This is a genomic window from Pseudodesulfovibrio aespoeensis Aspo-2, assembly GCF_000176915.2.
Lineage (GTDB): Bacteria > Desulfobacterota > Desulfovibrionia > Desulfovibrionales > Desulfovibrionaceae > Pseudodesulfovibrio > Pseudodesulfovibrio aespoeensis.
The window spans coordinates 2,282,077-2,300,649 of record NC_014844.1; the positions used below are offsets into that span (position 1 = coordinate 2,282,077).

At 62.1% G+C, this 18,573-nt stretch carries 22 protein-coding genes; 3 read left to right on the plus strand and 19 right to left on the minus strand.

Annotation, left to right across the window (positions count from 1 at the left end; genetic code table 11):
• Window positions 1-38 precede the first annotated feature (38 nt).
• The gene (locus DAES_RS10455) at window positions 39-926 is read left to right on the plus strand and encodes a hypothetical protein (protein WP_013514994.1); all 888 of its coding nucleotides are present in this window, start codon (window positions 39-41) and stop codon (window positions 924-926) included.
• Between the two features lie 27 nt (window positions 927-953).
• Here the strand turns inward: DAES_RS10455 and DAES_RS10460 are convergent, their stop codons facing one another.
• The 9 genes from DAES_RS10460 to DAES_RS10500 form a co-directional block, all read right to left on the minus strand.
• Window positions 954-1,637: a M15 family metallopeptidase gene (locus DAES_RS10460; protein WP_013514995.1), complete on the minus strand. Its 684-nt coding sequence runs from the start codon at window positions 1,635-1,637 to the stop codon at window positions 954-956.
• A gap of 122 nt (window positions 1,638-1,759) precedes the next feature.
• Window positions 1,760-2,275 carry a single-stranded DNA-binding protein gene (locus DAES_RS10465; protein ID WP_013514996.1) on the minus strand — a complete coding sequence of 172 codons (516 nt, stop codon included), beginning with the start codon at window positions 2,273-2,275 and terminating at the stop codon, window positions 1,760-1,762.
• A 45-nt stretch (window positions 2,276-2,320) separates the two neighbouring features.
• Complete coding sequence (locus tag DAES_RS10470) at window positions 2,321-2,665, minus strand: hypothetical protein (RefSeq protein WP_013514997.1); 345 nt, start codon at window positions 2,663-2,665, stop codon at window positions 2,321-2,323.
• A gap of 56 nt (window positions 2,666-2,721) precedes the next feature.
• Entirely contained in the window at window positions 2,722-3,369 is a 648-nt protein-coding gene (locus DAES_RS10475) for a biotin attachment protein (RefSeq protein ID WP_013514998.1), read from the minus strand.
• A gap of 51 nt (window positions 3,370-3,420) precedes the next feature.
• Window positions 3,421-5,688 (minus strand): carboxyl transferase domain-containing protein, encoded by a 2,268-nt coding sequence (locus tag DAES_RS10480; RefSeq protein WP_013514999.1) that lies wholly within the window; start codon window positions 5,686-5,688, stop codon window positions 3,421-3,423.
• A gap of 1 nt (window position 5,689) precedes the next feature.
• Entirely contained in the window at window positions 5,690-7,108 is a 1,419-nt protein-coding gene (locus DAES_RS10485) for an ATP-binding protein (protein WP_013515000.1), read from the minus strand.
• Between the two features lie 12 nt (window positions 7,109-7,120).
• Complete coding sequence (locus tag DAES_RS10490; RefSeq protein ID WP_013515001.1) at window positions 7,121-7,501, minus strand: PilZ domain-containing protein; 381 nt, start codon at window positions 7,499-7,501, stop codon at window positions 7,121-7,123.
• Between the two features lie 41 nt (window positions 7,502-7,542).
• Window positions 7,543-8,286 carry an OmpA/MotB family protein gene (locus tag DAES_RS10495; RefSeq protein WP_013515002.1) on the minus strand — a complete coding sequence of 248 codons (744 nt, stop codon included), beginning with the start codon at window positions 8,284-8,286 and terminating at the stop codon, window positions 7,543-7,545.
• Window positions 8,286-9,038 carry a motility protein A gene (locus tag DAES_RS10500; RefSeq protein ID WP_013515003.1) on the minus strand — a complete coding sequence of 251 codons (753 nt, stop codon included), beginning with the start codon at window positions 9,036-9,038 and terminating at the stop codon, window positions 8,286-8,288. The genes DAES_RS10495 and DAES_RS10500 overlap by 1 nt, the downstream gene beginning before the upstream one ends.
• Window positions 9,039-9,130: 92 nt before the next feature.
• Between DAES_RS10500 and DAES_RS10505 the strand changes: the two genes are divergently transcribed.
• Both DAES_RS10505 and DAES_RS10510 read left to right on the plus strand, forming a co-directional pair.
• Window positions 9,131-9,955 (plus strand): purine-nucleoside phosphorylase, encoded by an 825-nt coding sequence (locus DAES_RS10505; protein ID WP_013515004.1) that lies wholly within the window; start codon window positions 9,131-9,133, stop codon window positions 9,953-9,955.
• A gap of 51 nt (window positions 9,956-10,006) precedes the next feature.
• The gene (locus DAES_RS10510) at window positions 10,007-10,702 is read left to right on the plus strand and encodes a FlgO family outer membrane protein (protein WP_236608399.1); all 696 of its coding nucleotides are present in this window, start codon (window positions 10,007-10,009) and stop codon (window positions 10,700-10,702) included.
• A 54-nt stretch (window positions 10,703-10,756) separates the two neighbouring features.
• Here the strand turns inward: DAES_RS10510 and DAES_RS10515 are convergent, their stop codons facing one another.
• The 10 genes from DAES_RS10515 to DAES_RS10560 form a co-directional block, all read right to left on the minus strand.
• Entirely contained in the window at window positions 10,757-11,359 is a 603-nt protein-coding gene (locus DAES_RS10515) for a 2-oxoacid:acceptor oxidoreductase family protein (RefSeq protein ID WP_013515006.1), read from the minus strand.
• Window positions 11,360-12,211 carry a 2-oxoacid:ferredoxin oxidoreductase subunit beta gene (locus DAES_RS10520; RefSeq protein ID WP_013515007.1) on the minus strand — a complete coding sequence of 284 codons (852 nt, stop codon included), beginning with the start codon at window positions 12,209-12,211 and terminating at the stop codon, window positions 11,360-11,362.
• Between the two features lie 4 nt (window positions 12,212-12,215).
• A complete protein-coding gene (locus DAES_RS10525; protein WP_013515008.1) occupies window positions 12,216-13,361 on the minus strand; it encodes a 2-oxoacid:acceptor oxidoreductase subunit alpha in 1,146 nt (381 codons plus the stop codon).
• A gap of 3 nt (window positions 13,362-13,364) precedes the next feature.
• Window positions 13,365-13,637 (minus strand): 4Fe-4S dicluster domain-containing protein, encoded by a 273-nt coding sequence (locus DAES_RS10530; protein WP_013515009.1) that lies wholly within the window; start codon window positions 13,635-13,637, stop codon window positions 13,365-13,367.
• A 258-nt stretch (window positions 13,638-13,895) separates the two neighbouring features.
• Window positions 13,896-14,531 carry a precorrin-8X methylmutase gene (locus tag DAES_RS10535; RefSeq protein ID WP_013515010.1) on the minus strand — a complete coding sequence of 212 codons (636 nt, stop codon included), beginning with the start codon at window positions 14,529-14,531 and terminating at the stop codon, window positions 13,896-13,898.
• Window positions 14,531-15,205: a deoxyribose-phosphate aldolase gene (gene deoC, locus DAES_RS10540; RefSeq protein ID WP_013515011.1), complete on the minus strand. Its 675-nt coding sequence runs from the start codon at window positions 15,203-15,205 to the stop codon at window positions 14,531-14,533. Before deoC ends, DAES_RS10535 begins: the two co-directional genes overlap by 1 nt.
• Window positions 15,206-15,922: an amino acid ABC transporter permease gene (locus tag DAES_RS10545; RefSeq protein ID WP_013515012.1), complete on the minus strand. Its 717-nt coding sequence runs from the start codon at window positions 15,920-15,922 to the stop codon at window positions 15,206-15,208.
• A 13-nt stretch (window positions 15,923-15,935) separates the two neighbouring features.
• Window positions 15,936-16,703 (minus strand): amino acid ABC transporter permease, encoded by a 768-nt coding sequence (locus tag DAES_RS10550; RefSeq protein ID WP_013515013.1) that lies wholly within the window; start codon window positions 16,701-16,703, stop codon window positions 15,936-15,938.
• A gap of 83 nt (window positions 16,704-16,786) precedes the next feature.
• On the minus strand, window positions 16,787-17,593 hold the full coding sequence (locus tag DAES_RS10555) for an ABC transporter substrate-binding protein (protein ID WP_013515014.1): 807 nt from the start codon (window positions 17,591-17,593) through the stop codon (window positions 16,787-16,789).
• 44 nt (window positions 17,594-17,637) lie between these two features.
• Window positions 17,638-18,366: an amino acid ABC transporter ATP-binding protein gene (locus DAES_RS10560; protein WP_013515015.1), complete on the minus strand. Its 729-nt coding sequence runs from the start codon at window positions 18,364-18,366 to the stop codon at window positions 17,638-17,640.
• Window positions 18,367-18,573 lie beyond the last annotated feature (207 nt).

Genomic DNA, 18,573 nt, shown 5'->3' on the forward strand with positions numbered 1-18,573 from the left:
CCCCCGCGCCCGGCACACACGCCAGCAGGATGTGACGCATGTATGTGATGGACAGGCTTTACAACGGGGTCACCTATGTCTTTGACCCCCTGCACCACTACTGGGAGAAGGATTCCACCCAGCGGGCAGTGGGCGGCATGCTCATCGCGGTCTTTTCCCTGGCCCTGATCGCCATCGAGCTGAACCGGGAGGGGTTGCTCCCGGACCGACTGGCCGAGCTGACCCCCACCAGCCACTACATGGCCATCAACCTGGCCTTCACCCTGGTCCTCGTCCTCGAAGTTGTCAGCCTGATCTTCACCCTGCCATGCTCCATCTCGAAATCCGTGGGCAAGCAGTTCGAGATACTGGCCCTGATCCTGCTGCGTAGCGCCTTCAAGGGGCTGGCCGACTTCCCCGAACCACTGACCATCATCGGGTATGAGAAGGAACTGCTGGTCATCCTGGCCGACGGGGGCGGGGCCGTGATCATCTTCGCCCTGCTCGGCGTCTACAGCCTGCTGCGCCTGCGCATGGAGGAGACCCGGATGGCCGGGCCGACCCTGTTCCGGTTCGTGGCGGCCAAGAAGCTCGTGGCCCTGATCATCCTGGCCATCTTCATCGGCATGGGGGTCAAGAACTGCCTGCTCCTGGCCTCGGGCCACATTCCGCACGCGTTCTTCGAGAAATTCTACACGGTCCTCATCTTCAGCGACATCATGCTGGTGCTCATCGCCCAGCGCTACCTGCCGGAATTCCGGGCGGTCTTCCGCAACTCCGGCTTTGCCCTGGCCACCCTGCTCATCCGCGTGGCCCTGACTGCTCCGCCTTACTCCAATGTGATCATCGGCATCGGCTCGGCCTTCTTCGCCTGCGTCCTGACCCTGGTCTACAACACCTTCTACTCCAACGCGGCCCAGCCCAAACGGACCAAAGCCCCACGCTAGACAACGCGCCCGGTCAGCGGGCCGCCGTCACTCCCGCCACTTCGCCACCCAAGCCGCAAGGCTCCTGGGGATTTTCTGAAAATGCATGGGGTCAACCCGGCCCCGGCTGCCCCAGTGGCCGCCCCACTTCCAACCAAGACGCCTGAAGCCCAGGACCACGGGGTGATCGGCGGTCAGAGTCCCCGCAACAGCGGGATCATAGGTCGCGCCCGGCGGCAGCGCCAGATCACCCCGGACATACGGATTGAGGCGCGGGTTGATGTCGATGGCCAACCCCAAAGCGTGCATGGACAGACGGTTCTCGCCCACCGCGAATCGCCAGACATAGGCGGAGGTGTTGTTGGTGTCCGGCGACAGGCCGTACACCCCTTGCTCCTGTATCAGGGGATGAGCAACGGGGATGACGGACTCCACTGGAAACCGGGTTGCCCTGATCACCGCAAAGACCATGCGGATGTCCTGCGCCAGATCCCTGTGGATGACCACCTGCCCCTGGTGCAGCCGTCCGTCAAAACCGTAATACCGCACCGGGACGAGTACGAGGCGGTCCTGAACTTCTGCCGCAACGCCAGGAGGCTGATTGTCCCAGATGGCCTGAGACGCATTCAAACGGCTGTCAAAGACAACAGGAGCGCAACCGGCGGCAAACAGCAGACAGACCAGGATGATATGCACAACGCAGTGCCGGAGCATAGTGGGCAGCCAGTCCATGAGCGCGCACTCCCGATCAAAAAAATGCCACAACAAAAAAGAGGGCGGTAAGCCGCCCTCTCATGATCATTGATCTCTTGCAGGAGCAAAAATCGCCCGCCATGCTCGACCAGTCCGCTTCATCAGAACGGCACGTCGTCCATGCCGCTGGCTTCGGAGGGAAAGGCCGGACCGAGGTCTTCGTCGGGCTCCTGCTGCTGGCGGCGCTGGCCCTGCCCCTGAGCCTGCTGCTGATAGCCGCCCTGCTGCTGGTTACTGTTCTGCTGATAGCCGCCCTGCTGAGCCTGCTGGCCGTCAGGGGCGCGGTCCAGGCCCTGCACGTTGTCGGCCACGATCTCGGTCATGTAGCGGTCCTGGCCAGTGGCCTGATCCTGCCACTTGCGGGTCTGCAACTTGCCCTCCACCAGGACCAGACGGCCCTTGCCGAGATAGTTGCCGCAGAATTCAGCCGTCTGCCGCCAGGCCACAATGTTGTGCCACTCGGTACGCTCGACCTTCTGGCCGGTCTGCTTGTCGCGGTAGCCCTCGTCCGTGGCGATGGAAAACTTGGCCCTGGCCTGTCCGTTGGGCGTATATGACAGTTCGGGATCGCGCCCGAGCCTGCCTATAAGAATCACTTTGTTCATACTGCCAGCCATATCGTCTCCTTGCGTAATATATCCAAAATTTGATCTCACCGAGTATCAAAATTTTCCGGCAATGTCTTCCAGGGCGTCAAGGCAATCTTCGAGTTCGTAGGAGATGGCGTCGGCCGCACCGGGCTGCCGGGCCGCCAGGGCGTCCTGGAACTTGAGACGCAAAACTTCCGCCTGCTCGGCCCTATGGCGCAGGGCTTGGCCCTGTTCCTTGGAGACGAGTCCGAGCCTCACCGCGTCGAACACGGCCTCGACCAGTTCCAGCACCCCCTTGACGGGCACGGCGTCCCCGCCCTCGCCCCAGATCAACTTCCACAGGGCGGGCCATGCCTGCCTGACCTCGTCCTCGCTGTATGTCCAGGCCGAGACCCGAACCTGCAACACCCTGCCCATGACGCCTCCCGGTTTCGAAGTTGACGGCCCCGGCGACAAGCCAGCGGTCGCGAGGGCTATTCCTCTTCCCATTCGCTCTGGATGCGGGCGACCACGTCCTGGATGACCGTCAGCTGGTCCTCGGGGCAGACGCCGATGAGCGGCTCGCCCTCGTCCACGTTGTCGCCGCGTCCAAAATACACGGAATAGATGATGCCACCCGGCCCGGAGTAGGCAAGGGGCGTCTCGCGCTTCATGCGGGAGACGATCATCAGCTCCATGCCCTCGTGCACCTTGACCGAGCGCTTGCCCGAGACCTTGAGCTTCTGGTCCACTTCGGGGACGAAATAATACTTGGCCCGCTCTGGGGCGCGGAAGAGGTACAGGGCCTTTTGCAGCACCAACTCGATGACCTCCTGACGGGTCAGGAAGTGCTTGATGGTGACCAGCGGCTCGCCCGCCTCCACGAAACGCCCCTCAAGGTCGTCGCGCACCGCCTCGATCTCGCCCTTTTCCGGCGCATGGAGGGGTTTTCGGTTCTTCTCGCGGGTCAGGTGGGCCAGCAGGGTTCCGGGCTTTTCCTTGTACTCGCCAGAGCGGCCATGCACGCGCTCCCCTTTTTTCAGGCCCGCGAATTCGACCACGCCGGTATGCGGCGCGTGGATGACGATCTCGCGGTAGGGCGAGGCTTTGACGGTATCGAGCAACTCTTTGATATTCAGCACGTAATGGTCCTTGATTGCAATTTGGATGGAACGCACGCCCCGACAGGCGGGCTAACGATAGTAAAGGTTGCGCCCACCCATGGTCAAGAGGGACTGGTGCAGGTTCTTTTTCACCTCGCGGCGGTCCCAGATGCCGTGGATGTGTCCGCGCGACAGGGCGTGATAGGCGCTGTGATAGTCCGGGGACACGGTCATGCCCGTGGTCTCGGCGATGACGCCCGGCCCGGCAAAACCGATGTTGGCCGACTGGACCGCGAACTGGTAGGGCGAACAGCCGAGGAAGCTGGCCACCGGCCCGGCATAGGAGTTGGTGTCGTAAAGCACCAGATAGAGACCGCCCGCGTCGATGTAGCGGCGCACCGCGATGGTGCAGCGCGGCATCTGGATGACGCCGTTGACCCCTTCCTGGATGCGGATGCCCGCGGTGCCGTGGACATAGGCGATGAAGGGCTGGCGCTTGCGCGCGGCCCGCTCGGCGGCCCGGATGAACTTCTCGCCCTCGGCTGCACCCACGCTGCCGCCGCGAAAGGGCGCGCAAAACACGGCTACCACGGTCTCGACACCGTTGATGGCGGTCTCGAAGGTGATGCAGGCGGATTTGAGGCCGGTCTTCTCCTTGGCCTGATCCAGTTTGGAGTCGAACTGCTCGTAGTTCAGCGGATTCATGGACTCCAGCCGCTGGTTGAACTCGCGGGCCGGGTCGAAGTTGAAAACATTATTTATATACCACTGGTATTCCATGGGAAAATGGTGGCCACAACTGGGACAGACCCCGGCAAAATCGCCGAACAGATCAGGCACCCAGAGATCCGGGCAGTGGTGGGTACGCACGTTGGGACAGGACATGGTCCTGTCCTCCTGGCTCCGGGGGCTGATCCACGCCCACTCGCTGCCCACAAGGCAGGCCCCGTCCTCCGGGCACGAAAGGCGGGTCAGTCTGTCCCTGACCTCGTCGCCCTTTTTCTGCTGCTCTCCGTTGCCCACCGGCAGGATCGTGTCCATGGCCCGCTTGAGCGGCAAGAGCAGCTTGCGCCGGACCAGATGGGCCTCGGCGCCCAGCTCCTCGAACATGGAGTCCAGCCGCTTCTTCTGCCGCCCCAGGAGGTCGTAGCGCAGGAACGAATGGGCGTCCCACACGGCCCCCCTGGCCGAGGTGGCGATACGCTTGAAAAACCCGGTGCCGTCCAGGCAGGCGTGGCGACTCATGGCCCGGTACTTGCGCTGGCGCAGCTCCACCAGCCGCCTGAGGGCGGACGCCGACAGGGTCCAGCGCATGAAGATGGCCTCGGCGTCGTCGGCCATGCTGGCGCGCACGGCCATGGCCCGGAAGAGCTTCATGGACTTGACCTCGCTGACAGCCTCGTTGGTGGCCTGGATCAGCTCGCGCCGCAGCTCGCGGAAAAATTCGTAATGGGTGGAGCGCGCGCCCAGCGGCGGCTCCTGAAGCACGCGGTCCACATACCCGTTGCGCAGGTTGTCCTGGGCCGTGATGCGCAACTGGCGGGCGCACTTTTCGATGAGTTCCGGCGTGGCCCTGGTCTCACCGCGCAGCCCGCCCTCGATGGCCGCCGCCCCCTCAGGCGAGATGACCGAATAGTAGCCATGCGAGAGCATGATCCGCCGGTCGGCCAGCCCCACGGCCTCGGCTCCGCCCGAGCCGCCCTCGGAAAAAACCGAAATGACCGGTGCCTTGAGCGCGGCCATTTCATAGAGATTCCTGGCGATCTGCTGGGCCGCGCCGGGCCAGTCCTCGATGGGGTATGCGCCGGGGGTGAAAACAAAGGTATGAACCGGGATGTTCTCGGTCTCCGCGACCTTCATGTAGTGCAGGGCCTTGGCGTTGCCCCACGGCTTGACCGACCCGCCGTTGCGGAACGCCTCGCCATGGCCCTTCTCCTGCCCGATGACCATGATCATCTGGTTGATGACCCGCTCGCCAACCCGGCGGGCGAAATAGGCCCTGGCAATGAGCATGCTCGGATCGATGTTGAACTCGCCCCGGCCACCGATCTCGGTGTAGTTGTCGTAGACGTTCTCCAGGATGTCCTTGAGACACATGCGCTGGGGATGACGCACGATGCGCACCCGGTCCATGGGCGTGAGCAGGGTGTCGAGCTTGCGCTCGGAAAAGTCGAAGAGATCCTCAAGGCGCGACAGCTCCTCGCCCTGCACGCTGCCGGGGTTGGCCGCCTCCCGGCCAAGCACCTCGCCGAGCTTGGCGGTGAGCAGCCGGATATGGTCGCCCTCCTTGCCTCCAAAGATGTCCCGGATGTAGGAGAGGCGGTCTTTGATGTCCTGGATTCGTCTTTCAGTGTCCACGTCAGAACTCCAGGATTTTCCCGGTCATCTCCCTGAGATACCGGATATTGGTATGAAACTCAGCGCCGCTGCCCGCCGGGATGCCTTCGAGCACGACCTCGTCCAGGAATTGCTGCCCGCGCGCCTTGGCCTCATCCAAGTCCCGCCCCCAAACGATGGCCAGGGCCAGGTTGGGATCGTACTCCATGGGGATGTCGTAGTCCCCGTCCCTGGGAACCTGGGTGAAGACCTGGAGCCAGTCATGCGCCTGCCAGGCAAGCCGGGTGACGGTCCCGGCGCAGGGCGTGAACCGGTTGTCGGTGTTCTCGGCCACAATGCGGTACTCGATGCCGATCCCAGCAAAATCGATGTCCTCCTGCCCGTAGCCCATGGGCGCGCCCAGGGCCAGACGGATCTGCTCGGTGATGATGTCCACCGGCTGGCCCTTGACCCGCGAAATGACCGCCGACACGCCGTTTTCCACCTGGATGCGGGTGTTGACCTCCATCAGGAACGGCTCGCCCTTGGGGGTCACGATCCACTCCCAGGTGCCCACGTTATCGAACCCGGCCTCCCCGGCCATGGCCAGGGAATACCCGGTGATGTCGGCCATGACCCGCGCCGCGTCAAAGGTATAGGGAATCACGCCGGGCGCGAAACCGGGCGCGACCTCGACCCGCTTCTGCTTGCCCGTGCTCTGGATCGAGCAGTTGCGGGTGCCGAAGTGGACATGCGTGCTCCCGCTGCGCTCGGAGACAACCTGCACTTCCAGATGGTTGAAATCAAAGATGCGCTGTTCGATGAGCACGCCCTCGTCGCCAAAATTGCGCTTGGCATAGTTGCGGATGCGCCGGAACACGGAGCGGAACTCGTCGAAGTTGCCCACTTCCTCGATGCCCATGCCGCCGCCGCCAGCCGAGGCCTTGACCATGATCACGCCGTCGATGATGCCCTGGGCCGCCTGGAACTCGAAGAGGCTGGCCGCGATCTCGTCGGCCTCCATCGCGCTGTAGACCGGCCTGTCGGAGCCGGGCACGGTGGGCACGTCGAGACTGCGGGCGATGCGCTTGGTATTGATCTTGTCGCCCAGGTCGCGGATGACCCACCAGGACGGCCCGATGAATTCCATGGGCCGGTCCCTGCGCACCACGCGCCGGGCAAAGCGGAAATCCTCGGCAAAAAAGCCGTAGCCGGGATGCACTGCCGTGGCCTTGGCCGCGTCGGCCACGGCAAACAGCTCGTTGGCGTCGAGGTAGGAGTGTATCCGGTAGACCGCCCGCTCACCGGCCAGCTCCCTGGCCAGCAGGACATGCCCGCACCGGCTGTCTTCGGCGGTGTGGACACAGACGAAGTCGAGATCGAGCCTGACACAGGCCCGCATGACGCGCATGGCGATCTCGCCCCGGTTGGCGATGAGGACTTTGTGTCGGCCATTGGCCATGGGATATCCCGGCTAGCCTTGGTCGCGCTGCTTCTTGCGCAGCTCGATGAGCCGTTTCTGGACTTCAAGCACGAGCTTGTCGAGCTTGACCTGTTTTTGCCGCTCAAGGTCGATGAAGTTGATGCCCACGATGCCGTTGTCGAGCACGCGCATGACCTCGGACGATGCTGCGGCCAGAAAGAGCTTCTTGCCGATGAGCAGGTCCACCTCGACGGCCTGCCCCTCCTTGAATCCCCTGTCCAGATCGAGGACGGCAAAGCCTGTGGCGCTCAGGTCCTTGACCTCAAACACCTTGCCCAGGGCGGGAAACCGCGCCATCAAGCCCGGCACCTTGGTCCGAAAGGCCTTGCGCAGTTGGTCGTCCCCGCTCGGAATATCTAAGTCGAATCCCATAACTCCCCTCAATGTTTGAAATTCGAAAAACCCGTCAACCCCTACTTCCCGGTGACCCGTTTTTCAAGCACGAACTCGACCCGCCGGTTCTTGGCCCGGAACTCCTCAGAGGTGTTCGGGTAGATGGGGTTGAGGTAGGCCAGCCCCGTGGCAGTCAGCCGGGTGGACTCGATGCCCATGCCAAGCAGTTCGCGCAGGACGTTGACGGCACGCAGCGCGGATATCTCCCAGTTGTCGAGGAAGCGGGAATTCTTGCCTGGACTGATGTTGTCCGTGTAGCCGATGATCTTGATGTTCTGGTCCCGGTGCTGGATGAAGAAATCCTTGAGGGCGGTGACGAGCTCGACCCCCTTGGGGGAAAGGTTCACCTGCCCGGAGCCAAACATGACATCCCCCGGCACGCGGATGGTGATGAGACCGTCCTCGAAGTTGGCCGAGACCAGTCCTTCCACGCCCTTCTTGGTTTGCAGGGTCTTGACTTCGGCGAACACCTTGCGCTGCGACTCGATGATCTGCCTGCGCATGATGGCCTGATCGATGAGAACCCCCGCCTCCTCCTGGGTGATGCGGCTGGTGGAGACCTTTTCGAGCTTGCCCTGCAGAGCCTGGGTGACGGAGGAGAAGGTCTCGGAGAACTTCTCGGTGTCGATGGTGGACATGGAATAGAGCAGCACGAAGAACACAAGAAGCAGCATGGAGAGGTCGGCCAAGGTCGTCAGCCACTCCTGACCTGTGTCATCCTCCTCGTCACGGATTGCCAGGATGTCTTCGTAGTCTTCACTCATCAGCGTGTCTCACGCTCGTGCGGAGCCAGGAAGGACGAGAGCTTCTCGTACACGAGCCTTGGGTTGTTGTTCTCCAGGATCGATTTTGCGCCCTCGAAAATGACCTCAAGGTGCAACTGCTCCTGCAGGGTCCGGGCCTTGAGCTTGGCCGCCATTGGGATGAAGACCAGGGTGGACATGGCGCTGCCGTAGAAGGTCGTCAGCAGGGCCACGGCCATGGCCGGTCCGATGGACTTGGGATCGTCGAGCTTGGAGAGCATCTGGACCAGGCCGATGAGCGTTCCCATCATCCCGAAGGACGGAGCCAGGGTTCCCAGCCGTTTGAACACGTCCTGCCCCACCTGATGACGCCTGCGCATGGAGTTGATCTCGATGGCCAGGGTGGTGCGGATCAGGGCCGGGTCCGCGTTGTCGGCAATGAGCTGGCAGGACTTCTTGAGGACCATGTTCTCGGTCTGGACGTTCTCCAGCGCCACCAGCCCCTCGCGGCGGCTGATCTCGGCGACCTTGACCATGATGTTGACAACATCGCGGACCTTGGTCTTGCGCTGCACGAACATCTTGAACCCGGCGTTGAAGCCCTGTATGACCTCCTCAAACGGGAATGCCACCATGATGGAGGCGAGCGTCCCGCCGATGACGATCATCATGCCCGGAACGTTGATGAATACATCAATCGCCCCACCGATGACGATGGCACCCAGAATGAGTGACAAACCAACGGCAAGTCCCAGTAACGTCACGATATCCATAGATGAGCCAATCCTTGGGTTCTGTTTGATCCGTCAACAGACACACTGTCCCCGATCCAGCCTGCCGGGCCTGCCGGGCAAAAGGAGTCCGCATGAAATACCATGAGTTGGTACAACAGTCTGCCGCATACATACAGGAAAAGCTAGGCAAAATTCAAGCCGAGAGTACGGGGTTGGTGACCGGCACCGGCCTGGGCGGCCTGACCGACGCCATCGACAGCCAGACCGCGCTCTCCTACGGCGAGATTCCTGGCTTTCCGGTGTCCACCGTGGCGAGCCACAAGGGACGGCTCGTGGCGGGTGAAATCCACGGCAGGCCCGTCATTGCGCTGCACGGCAGGGTCCACCTCTACGAGGGATTCGACGCCCGGCAGGTGACCCACGCGGTGCGCACCCTGGGGGAGCTCGGCGTACGGACCCTGATCCTGACCAACGCGGCAGGCGCGCTCAATCCGTCGTTTGCCACTGGCTCGCCCATGCTCATCGAGGACCACATCAACCTGACCGGGGCCACCCCCCTGCGCGGCCACAACCACGACCCGTGGGGCGACCGCTTCCCGGACATGTGCCATGTCTACGATCCCGCCCTGCGCCAGCTGGCCGTGGACAAGGCCCTTGCGCTGGGCATCCGCCTGGAGCGCGGGGTCTACATGCAGGTGCCGGGGCCGAACATGGAGACCCCTGCCGAAACGCGCATGTACCGCGCCATGGGGGCCGACGCCATCGGCATGTCCACCTGCATGGAGGCCATCGCCGCCCGCCACATGGACATGCGCCTGCTCGGCATCTCCTGCCTGACCAACAAGAACCTGCCCGACTGCATGCAGGAGGCGTCCCTGGCCCAGGTCATCGCCCAGGCCCAGCAATCCGCCTCGGCCATGACCACGCTCATCACGGCGATCCTAAAGGAAATCTGACCCTTGACCGATGAGACACGAGAACCGCATACAAGACGACAGGGGACGCGCGTGACACACGTCAACACCAGCAGGCATCGCATGATCAAGACACCGCTCATTTTCCTGGCCCTGTCCTTCATCCTCGCGGCCCAGGGCTGCGGCAACAGGTTCTGGGAGGACACCAAGCGCAAGAGCTCGAACACCTATGATTACGTCTTCGACACCGCGCCCACGACCCGCTCCTTCCACGATCAGGCCGCCGTGCCCATCGAGGAGATCAACTATCAGGCAGCCAACGTCCTGTACTCCAATGTGGGCAAATACGAACTCTCGTCCAGGTCGCCCGTGTACGCCAAGCGATTCTCCAACAGGGACAACCCCGAGGACACGGCCATCTTCGGCACCGTGGTCATGGAGCAGGTGGTGGACAGGCTGGTGCAGCGCGGCCTGGTCATCACCGGCGGCGATCCCAAGCCCGCCGACTACTCCCTGCCCACGGGCGTGGACCCCGAGAAATACGCCCGCCCGACCACGGGCAGCCTGGATAACCTGCCGCCTCGCGCGGCCATGCTCTCCGGGGCGTATGTCATCGGCGACAACTTCGTCTATCTGTCCGCCAAGATCACCCGGCTCGACGACCGGGCCGTGATCTCGGCCCACACCTGGACCATCCCGGTCACCGACAACGTCCGCCAGCTCCTCCCGCAGCTGCGCCGAGACGACGGCCTGGAACCAAGCGTCAAGACCTCCTTTGACACGCCGTGAAAAAAGGGGCGCCGGTCATCCGGCGCCCCTTTGCTTGTGTCGTTCCAGCCGGAACTACTCGTGCTCGGTGTCCTCCACCCGCCAGACCTGCCCGGCGTTCTCGCCCCAATGCTTGCCCGCCAGCCGGTGGCCAAGGTTGAACGCCTTGACGTTGACAGCCCGGATCTTGGCCGGGAGCGTGGATTCGAGGCTCTTGCGCATGACCGACTGGTTGACGAACGGGAGCAGGTAGGCAAGCGCACCGAGGACCACGGTGTTCATGGCCTGGGCCACGCCCACCTTGTCGCGGGCCAGGGCGGAAAAGGGCAACCCCAGGAACTTGTTGGTGGGCGGCTGCTTGACCAGATCGGACTCCAGCACCAGGGCTCCGCCCGGCTTGAGGTAGGGATAGTAGGCGTTGCACGCCTCCTGGGACAGGGCCACCAGCAGGTCGAGGCTCTCGGCCTTGGGGTAGCTGATGGGCTGCGAGCTGACCACCAGATCGCACCGACTGGAGCCGCCGCGCGCCTCAGGGCCATAGCTCTGGGTCTGGGTGACGTTGTAGCCGTGGCCCAGGGCCAGCCCCTGGCCCATGACCTTGCCCAGGGTGATGATGCCCTGGCCGCCAAGGCCGGAGAAACGGATCTCGAAACGGTTGAGTTCCTGCTGCGATTTCATCTAGTTGCCCCCTTTTGAACCCTGCTTCAGCAGATCGGCCTGCAACTGAAGATACCGCTCCTCAAAGCCGGGCCTGTCCCTGGAGACAAACACGCCGATGGGCAGCCTGCCCTCGCGCTGCTCCTCGGACAGCTCGTTATACCGCTCGATGGGCACCGCGGCCTTTTTCAGCCATTTGTACATGTCCACCGGGGTCTTGTATTTGTTCTTGCGGCCATATTGGGTGTGGCAGGGCGTGATGGCCTCCACCACGCTGAAGCCGGGCCGGGAGATGGCCTCGGTCATGATCTTCTCCAGCTTCTTGACGTGAAAGACCGTGCCGCGCGCCACATAGTTGGCGCCCGCGCCCCGGACCAGCTCCACGGTGTCGAAGCTGCTGTCGAGCTGGCCGTAGGGGTTGGTCATGGTGGTCGATCCCTCGGGCGTGGCCGGGGAGCTCTGCCCGCCGGTCATGCCGTAGATGCTGTTGTTCAGGATCAGGGCAGTGACGCCGATGTTGCGCCGGGCCGCGTGGATCAGGTGGTTGCCGCCTATGGACAGGGCGTCCCCGTCCCCCATGATGCAGATGACGTTGAGCTTGGGGTTGGCCATCTTGATGCCCGTGGCAAAGGTCAGGGCGCGGCCATGGGTGGTATGGACCGTGTTGAAATCCACATACACGGCCAGTCGGCCCGAGCAGCCGATGCCCGCCACGATGACCACGTCGTCCTTGGGAATGGCCAGCGAGTGGATGGACCGAATCAAGGTTCCCAGCACAATGCCGTGGCCGCACCCGGCACAGAGCACATGGGGGAACTTCTTGTTATGCCTGAGATATTGATGGATTATTTCGTTGCCTGTAATGTCGTTCATCTGGCTACCCCTGCATGATGACCTTGAGGATTTCCGAGGGAGTGACGATCTGGCCGTCGATGCGGTTGATGGTCCTGACAGCCGCCCGGCCCATGTTGACGCGCTTCACCTCACGGGACATCTGGCCCATGTTCATCTCCGGCACCACCAGGGTTCTGGCGTGGGCCAGCACCTTTTCGGTCTGCCTGCGCGGATAGGGGAACAGGGTCTTGAGCTTGAGCAGCCCGGCTTTGACGCCGCTCTCGCGGGCCTGGCGCACGGCCAGCTCTGCCGAGCGGGCCACGCTGCCGTAGGCGATGACCACCACGTCGGCGTCGTCGGTCTCGATGGTGTCCACCAGCTGGATGTCATAGAAGAACTGATCGATCTTGCGGTGGAGGCGCTCCAGCAGCTCGACCACCTCCTCGGGCCGCTGGGTCGGGAACCCGTTGCGGTCATGGATCAGGCCGGTGACGTGAAAGCGGTAGCCCGAGCCGATGGGCGGCATGGGCGGCACCCCGCGCACGGTCTCCTCATAGGGCTTGTACCACTCCGGCGGCATGCTCGGCACGGCGCGCGAGAAGACCTCGTACTCGCCGGGGTTGGGGATCTGAATCTTCTCGCGGGTGTGGGCCGTGACCTCGTCGAGCAGCAGGATGACCGGGGTGCGGTATTTCTCGGCCATGTTGAAGGCCGTGATGGTCATGCTCAGACATTCCTGCACGTTGGATGCGGAAAGCACGATGATGGGATGGTCGCCATGGGTGCCCCAGCGCGCCTGCTGCACGTCGCCCTGGGCCGGGCTGGTGGGCAGCCCGGTGGATGGCCCGCCGCGCATGACGTTGACGAGCACCAGGGGCGTTTCGGCCATGATGGCGTAGCCCAGGTTCTCCTGCATCAGCGAAAATCCGGGACCGGAGGTGGCTGTCAGTACCTTGCGGCCAGCCAGGGACGCGCCCACGATGGCCCCCATGCTGGCGATCTCGTCCTCCAGCTGGAGGAACACGCCGTCCTTGATCCTGGGCAGTCTGGCCGCCATGATCTCCATGATCTCTGACGAGGGAGTGATGGGATACCCGCCGAAAAACGAACACCCGGCCAGGAGCGCCCCCTCGACCACGGCCTCGTTGCCCAGCGCGAAAATTTCCTTGCGTTTTCTTGGTCTGGCCATGAGCTACGCCCCCTTGCCGACTGGTTTCTTCTTCTCCGGCTCCTTGAGCTGGTCCGCTTCCACGAACTCCTTGTCCTGAACCACGATGGCAAAATCAGGACAGTGCAACTCGCAGAACCCGCACCGGATGCAGTCCTGCTCGCGCACCACGGTGGCCTTGCCCTGGTCGCTCAGCTCAAGCACCCTGCCGGGACAGAATTCGACGCAGATGCCGCACCCCTTGCACCAGTCGGGGTACACGGTGATCTTGCTCTTCCCTTTTTTCTTATTGGCCATGGCTCCTTCCAACACTGAAAGACGATTTCCGGGGTTATGCCCCACGTTTGCAAACAGGCCACCCAACACACTGAGACATCAGGAAAATCTCTTCACGTCAACAACACGCGGGCATCTGCGCCCGCGCCGGACGGATCGACAACAAAAAGAAGCACCTACACCGAAACACGGGTGCTGACAGAATAAGCGTCGGCAACACCGGCCCCTCGGCGACGTTTCCCCACCCGTATACGAAGAAAAAGAATAAATCCAGGGAAACTACCGGGCGAGGACGCACAGGGCGTTGATCACGCTGGCGGCCAGGGCCGAGCCGCCCTTGCGGCCTTCGATGGCGATGAAGGGAACCTGACGGCTCATGAGCAGCGCCTTGGACTCGGCGGCGTTGACAAAGCCCACGGGCATGCCCACGACCAGGGCCGGGGCAGCGGCTGCGGCGTCCAAGTGCTCGACCAGCCGGATGAGCGCGGTGGGCGCGTTGCCGATCACGTAGATGTCGGGCCGCAGGTCGCTCACGGCCAGATCCATGGCAGCGGTGGCCCTGGTGATGGACTCGGCCCTGGCCCTGGCGACCACGCGCCCGTCGTTCATCAGGCACTGCACCGTGGCCCCCAGCGGCTCGAGCCTGCGCACCGGGATTCCCTGCCGGGCCATCTCGGTATCGGTGACGATCAACGCCCCTTTTCGCAGCGCAGCCAGCCCGCTGGCAACGGCATCGGGGTGAAAACGGACGAGATTCAGCAGCTCGAAATCCGCCGTGGTGTGAATCATGCGGCGCACGATCGCCCACTTTTCATCCGCAAAAGGACGCGGTTCAGGCACCTCGGAGTCGATAATCCGAAAGGATTCGGCCTCTATTTCGTCCGGGGAAAAGAAATTCTGGAGGGGAAAACGCATCAAAAACCATCCCCGTTTATTGCGGAAACAATGGACACGGAGGCCGACGCGCCGATGCGATTGGCCCCGGCTTCGATCATGGCAAGCGCCTTTTCATAGGTGGATATGCCGCCGCTGGCCTTGACCCCGACCCCATCACCCACGGTCCGGCGCATGAGCCGGACAGCCTCGACAGTAGCCCCGCCAGGGCCGAAACCGGTACTCGTCTTGACGAAAAACGCCCCGGAATCCACGCAGATTTTGCACGCGGCGACGATCTCATCTTCAGTCAACAGTGCGGTTTCAAGGATCGTCTTGACCGGAAAACCCTGGGCCGCCCTGACCACGGCGGCCACGTCGGCGGCCACCAGCGAGTGGTCCCCGCCCTTGAACGCGCCCAGGTTGATGACCATGTCGATTTCCTGCGCGCCCAGGTCCACGGCCTGGGCCGTCTCGAACGCCTTGACCGCCGGAAGGGTCGCGCCCAGGGGGAACCCCACCACGGACACGGGCACGGGCGACTCGCCCGCCAGCCTGCGGCTGACATGGCCCACCAGCGACGGGTTGACGCACACCCCGTAAAAACCGAAGCGCACGGCCTGGGAGCAGAGTTCATCCAGCTCCCGGACCGTGGCGCCGGGTTTGAGCAACGTATGGTCGATGAAGGGGGCGAGCTGCGCCGGAGCCAACGTCATCTAGCGATCCCTGGCCTGATAGCGCGACAGGTGGGCCTCCATGCGGCGGCTGATGGATGTCAGCACGTAGCAGATGCAGAAATAGAGCGCGGCAATGGTGATCCATATCTCAAAGGAGGCGATCATCTCGCGGTTATCCACCTGAACTCCGGTGCGGGTCAGCTCGTTGACGCCGATGACCGAGGCCAGCGAGGTGTCCTTGGTCAGGGACACGAACTGGTTGACAAAGGAGGGGATCATGTTGCGTAGCGCCTGGGGCAGGATGACGTAGCGCATGGCCTGATACCGCGACAGCCCGGACCCGCGCGCGGCCTCCATCTGCCCGTTTGGCAGCGCCAGCACGCCGGCGCGCACGATCTCGCCGATGTAGGCGCCGGTGAAGATGATGAAGCAGGCCAGCGTGGTCGAGAACGCGGGCAGGGACCGGCCCAGCAGGACCGGGGCCAGGAAGAAGAACCAGAAGATGAGCAGCAGAAGCGGAATCCCGCGTATAATCTCTATATAAATGACAGCCGGGTATTTGATCCACCACCTTCTGGACAATCGCATCAGACCGGCGGCAAGGCCGATCCAGAACGCGCCGATAATGCCGAAGAAGGCCAGGATGATCCCTGAAGCCATGCCGCCCACATCGTGAACAAAGGGAAACACCCAGTCCACGGAGGCACGCCCCCAGAGGAAATAGTCGAAGTTGTCTATAACGACGTTCCAATGCATATCCGGCCTCCCCCTAATACCTGACCTGAATCAGGAAATGCTTGTTGTACATGGTGATGCCGAAGGACACGAAGAGCGAGATCACCAGGTAGATCAGCAGGGCTGCGGAAAAGGCCTCGAACGGCGCGCCGTGGTAGGACTCCACCTGTCGCGCCATGAACATCAGCTCGGTCACGCCGATGACCATGCACAGGGATGAATTCTTGATCAGGTTGAGCGACTGGGAGATGAGCGGCGGAATGACGATGCGCAGGGCCTGGGGCAGAATGACATACCGGTATGCCTGGGTGAAGGAGAGCCCCACGGCGCGCGACGCTTCGATCTGGGTCTTGGGGATGGAGAAGATGCCCGCCCGGATTTCCTCGGCAATGAAGGCCGAGGTGTACACGGTCAGGGCAATGACGCCGGTCATAAACTCGACATTGAACAGCATCCACTGACCGGCATACTCATGCCCGAACAGGGTAAAAGGACCGGGAAACCAGTAATACAGGACGTTCATCCACTTGTTGAGCGCTTCCGGAAGGACGAAATGGGACGCGTTGTACCAGAAGAAAATCTGCACCAGAAGCGGCGTGTTCCTGAAAAATTCGGTGTATGCGAGGCTAAACCACTGGAGCAGCTTGAACGGCGTCATCCTGAAGACACAGATGACGATGCCAAGCAGCATGGCGCACAAGAGCGAGATGGTCGCTATCTGCATGGTAGTGACCAACCCCTCCCACATCCACTGGGCTGGTTCGCCGGAGAGCATGATTTTCCAATTGAAATTGTAAGCCAAGACAGTATCCGTCGGTTAGGGGTCAGACAAACGGGAAAGCCGGGAGTGCCGAAGCACTCCCGGCGGGATGACTCAGAGCGGAATTACATGGGCCACAGTTCCATCTGCCAACCGGCAGGCAGATCATACCCCATCCACTTCTTGAACATGGCGTGGTAGGTGCCGTCGAGCCACATCTCGTTGAGGCACAGGTTGACGAAATCGCGGAATTTGGAATCATTCTCAGGAACGCCCAGGCCGTAAGGCTCGGAGGCGAAGAACTCGCCGACGATCTCCCACTTGTCGGGATTGTCGTCGCCAGCCTTGAGACCGGCCAGAATGCCGGAGTCGGTGGTCACGGCCACGACCTTGCCCTGCTTCAGGGCCATGAAGGCCTGCGGGTATTCGTCGTAGGAGATGACCTGGGAGGCGGGCTGGGCGTTCTTGATGTTCTTCTCGGAGGTGGAGCCCTTGACCGTGCCGACCTTCTTGTTGGCCAGATCAGCAGTGGACTTGATGCCCGCGCCCTTCTCGACCAGCAGCTTCTGACCATCCATGAAGTAGGTGATGGAGAAGTCGATCTGCTCGTCGCGGGAGAACTTGTGGGTCATGGTGGCGGCCAGGATGTCCACGGAGCCCTGCACCAGCATGGGAATGCGGTTGCTGGAGGTGACGACCTTGAACTCGGTCTTCACGCCAAGCTTGTCGGCAATGTACTTGCAGACATCGATGTCCAGACCGACCAGTTCCTTGGTGTCGGGATCGACAAAGCCGAACAGGTTGACGGAATCCTTGACGCCGCAGACCAGAACGCCCCTGGCCTTGACATCCTCAATCTTGCCTGCGTTTGCAGCGGCCACGCCGAACACAAACGACAGGACCAGAGCCAAAACAACAATCAAACGTTTCATGTCCTCTCCTCCTCTCTCTGGGGATTTCACTATGTATAACGGACCTAAAGAATTTCCTTCAGGAAGTTCTTTGTACGCTCATTCTGGGGATTCTTGAAGAATTCGTCCGGCGGAGCCTGCTCCACCACCACGCCGCCGTCCATGAACAGGACGCGGTCGCTCACCTCGCGGGCAAAGCCCATCTCGTGGGTGACGCAGAGCATGGTCATGCCCTCGCGGGCCAGATCCTTCATGACGTTGAGCACTTCGTTGATCATCTCCGGGTCCAGCGCCGAGGTGGGCTCGTCAAAGAGCATGACCTTGGGCTTCATGGCCAGGGCGCGCGCAATGGCTACCCGCTGCTGCTGGCCGCCCGAAAGCTCGGCAGGATACTTGTGCGCCTGATCGTGGATGCCGACGCGCTCAAGCAGGGCCAGAGCCAATTCCTCGGCCTCGTCCTTGGGGATATTCTTGACCTTCAGGGGGGCCAGGGTGACATTCTTGAGAACCGTGAGGTGGGGATAGAGATTGAACTGCTGGAAGACGATGCCGATCTCGGCGCGCAGGCTGTTGATGTTGACACCCTTGTCGTGGATGTCCTTGCCGTCAAAGAGAATCTGCCCTTTCTGATACTCTTCGAGCCTGTTGATGCAGCGGATGAAGGTGGATTTGCCCGAGCCGGACGGCCCGCAGATGACCAGCACCTCTCCCTTGTTCACGGATTCGGTAATGCCCTGGAGGACATGAAAGTCGCCATACCACTTGTGCAGCTTCTGCACTTCGATCATTGCCATGTATACTCACTCCGAACGTAATTGGGCAAAAAGTATGGCCCGAAAAGCCTGCAAGCCCCTTTCCGCAACCTCTCCGGGCATCGTTGTCGCCTGTATCTTGTTATCCGAATTCGCATAAAAGTCAAGGCGCTGGTCATTTTCCAACGCCAGATCAAGCCTATGGCAGATGTTTCCAATTGCAAGAAATCCTGCGCGAGGGTAAGAAAT

What these genes read in the sequence shown, in the direction of transcription:
- DAES_RS10455 (WP_013514994.1), top strand. Translation starts at nt 39, where the DNA reads ATGTATGTGATGGACAGGCTTTACAACGGGGTCACCTATGTCTTTGAC.
- DAES_RS10460 (WP_013514995.1), bottom strand. Translation starts at nt 1,637, where the DNA reads ATGGACTGGCTGCCCACTATGCTCCGGCACTGCGTTGTGCATATCATC.
- DAES_RS10465 (WP_013514996.1), bottom strand. Translation starts at nt 2,275, where the DNA reads ATGGCTGGCAGTATGAACAAAGTGATTCTTATAGGCAGGCTCGGGCGC.
- DAES_RS10470 (WP_013514997.1), bottom strand. Translation starts at nt 2,665, where the DNA reads ATGGGCAGGGTGTTGCAGGTTCGGGTCTCGGCCTGGACATACAGCGAG.
- DAES_RS10485 (WP_013515000.1), bottom strand. Translation starts at nt 7,108, where the DNA reads ATGGCCAATGGCCGACACAAAGTCCTCATCGCCAACCGGGGCGAGATC.
- DAES_RS10490 (WP_013515001.1), bottom strand. Translation starts at nt 7,501, where the DNA reads ATGGGATTCGACTTAGATATTCCGAGCGGGGACGACCAACTGCGCAAG.
- DAES_RS10495 (WP_013515002.1), bottom strand. Translation starts at nt 8,286, where the DNA reads ATGAGTGAAGACTACGAAGACATCCTGGCAATCCGTGACGAGGAGGAT.
- DAES_RS10500 (WP_013515003.1), bottom strand. Translation starts at nt 9,038, where the DNA reads ATGGATATCGTGACGTTACTGGGACTTGCCGTTGGTTTGTCACTCATT.
- DAES_RS10505 (WP_013515004.1), top strand. Translation starts at nt 9,131, where the DNA reads ATGAAATACCATGAGTTGGTACAACAGTCTGCCGCATACATACAGGAA.
- DAES_RS10515 (WP_013515006.1), bottom strand. Translation starts at nt 11,359, where the DNA reads ATGAAATCGCAGCAGGAACTCAACCGTTTCGAGATCCGTTTCTCCGGC.
- DAES_RS10520 (WP_013515007.1), bottom strand. Translation starts at nt 12,211, where the DNA reads ATGAACGACATTACAGGCAACGAAATAATCCATCAATATCTCAGGCAT.
- DAES_RS10525 (WP_013515008.1), bottom strand. Translation starts at nt 13,361, where the DNA reads ATGGCCAGACCAAGAAAACGCAAGGAAATTTTCGCGCTGGGCAACGAG.
- DAES_RS10530 (WP_013515009.1), bottom strand. Translation starts at nt 13,637, where the DNA reads ATGGCCAATAAGAAAAAAGGGAAGAGCAAGATCACCGTGTACCCCGAC.
- DAES_RS10535 (WP_013515010.1), bottom strand. Translation starts at nt 14,531, where the DNA reads ATGCGTTTTCCCCTCCAGAATTTCTTTTCCCCGGACGAAATAGAGGCC.
- deoC (WP_013515011.1), bottom strand. Translation starts at nt 15,205, where the DNA reads ATGACGTTGGCTCCGGCGCAGCTCGCCCCCTTCATCGACCATACGTTG.
- DAES_RS10545 (WP_013515012.1), bottom strand. Translation starts at nt 15,922, where the DNA reads ATGCATTGGAACGTCGTTATAGACAACTTCGACTATTTCCTCTGGGGG.
- DAES_RS10555 (WP_013515014.1), bottom strand. Translation starts at nt 17,593, where the DNA reads ATGAAACGTTTGATTGTTGTTTTGGCTCTGGTCCTGTCGTTTGTGTTC.
- DAES_RS10560 (WP_013515015.1), bottom strand. Translation starts at nt 18,366, where the DNA reads ATGGCAATGATCGAAGTGCAGAAGCTGCACAAGTGGTATGGCGACTTT.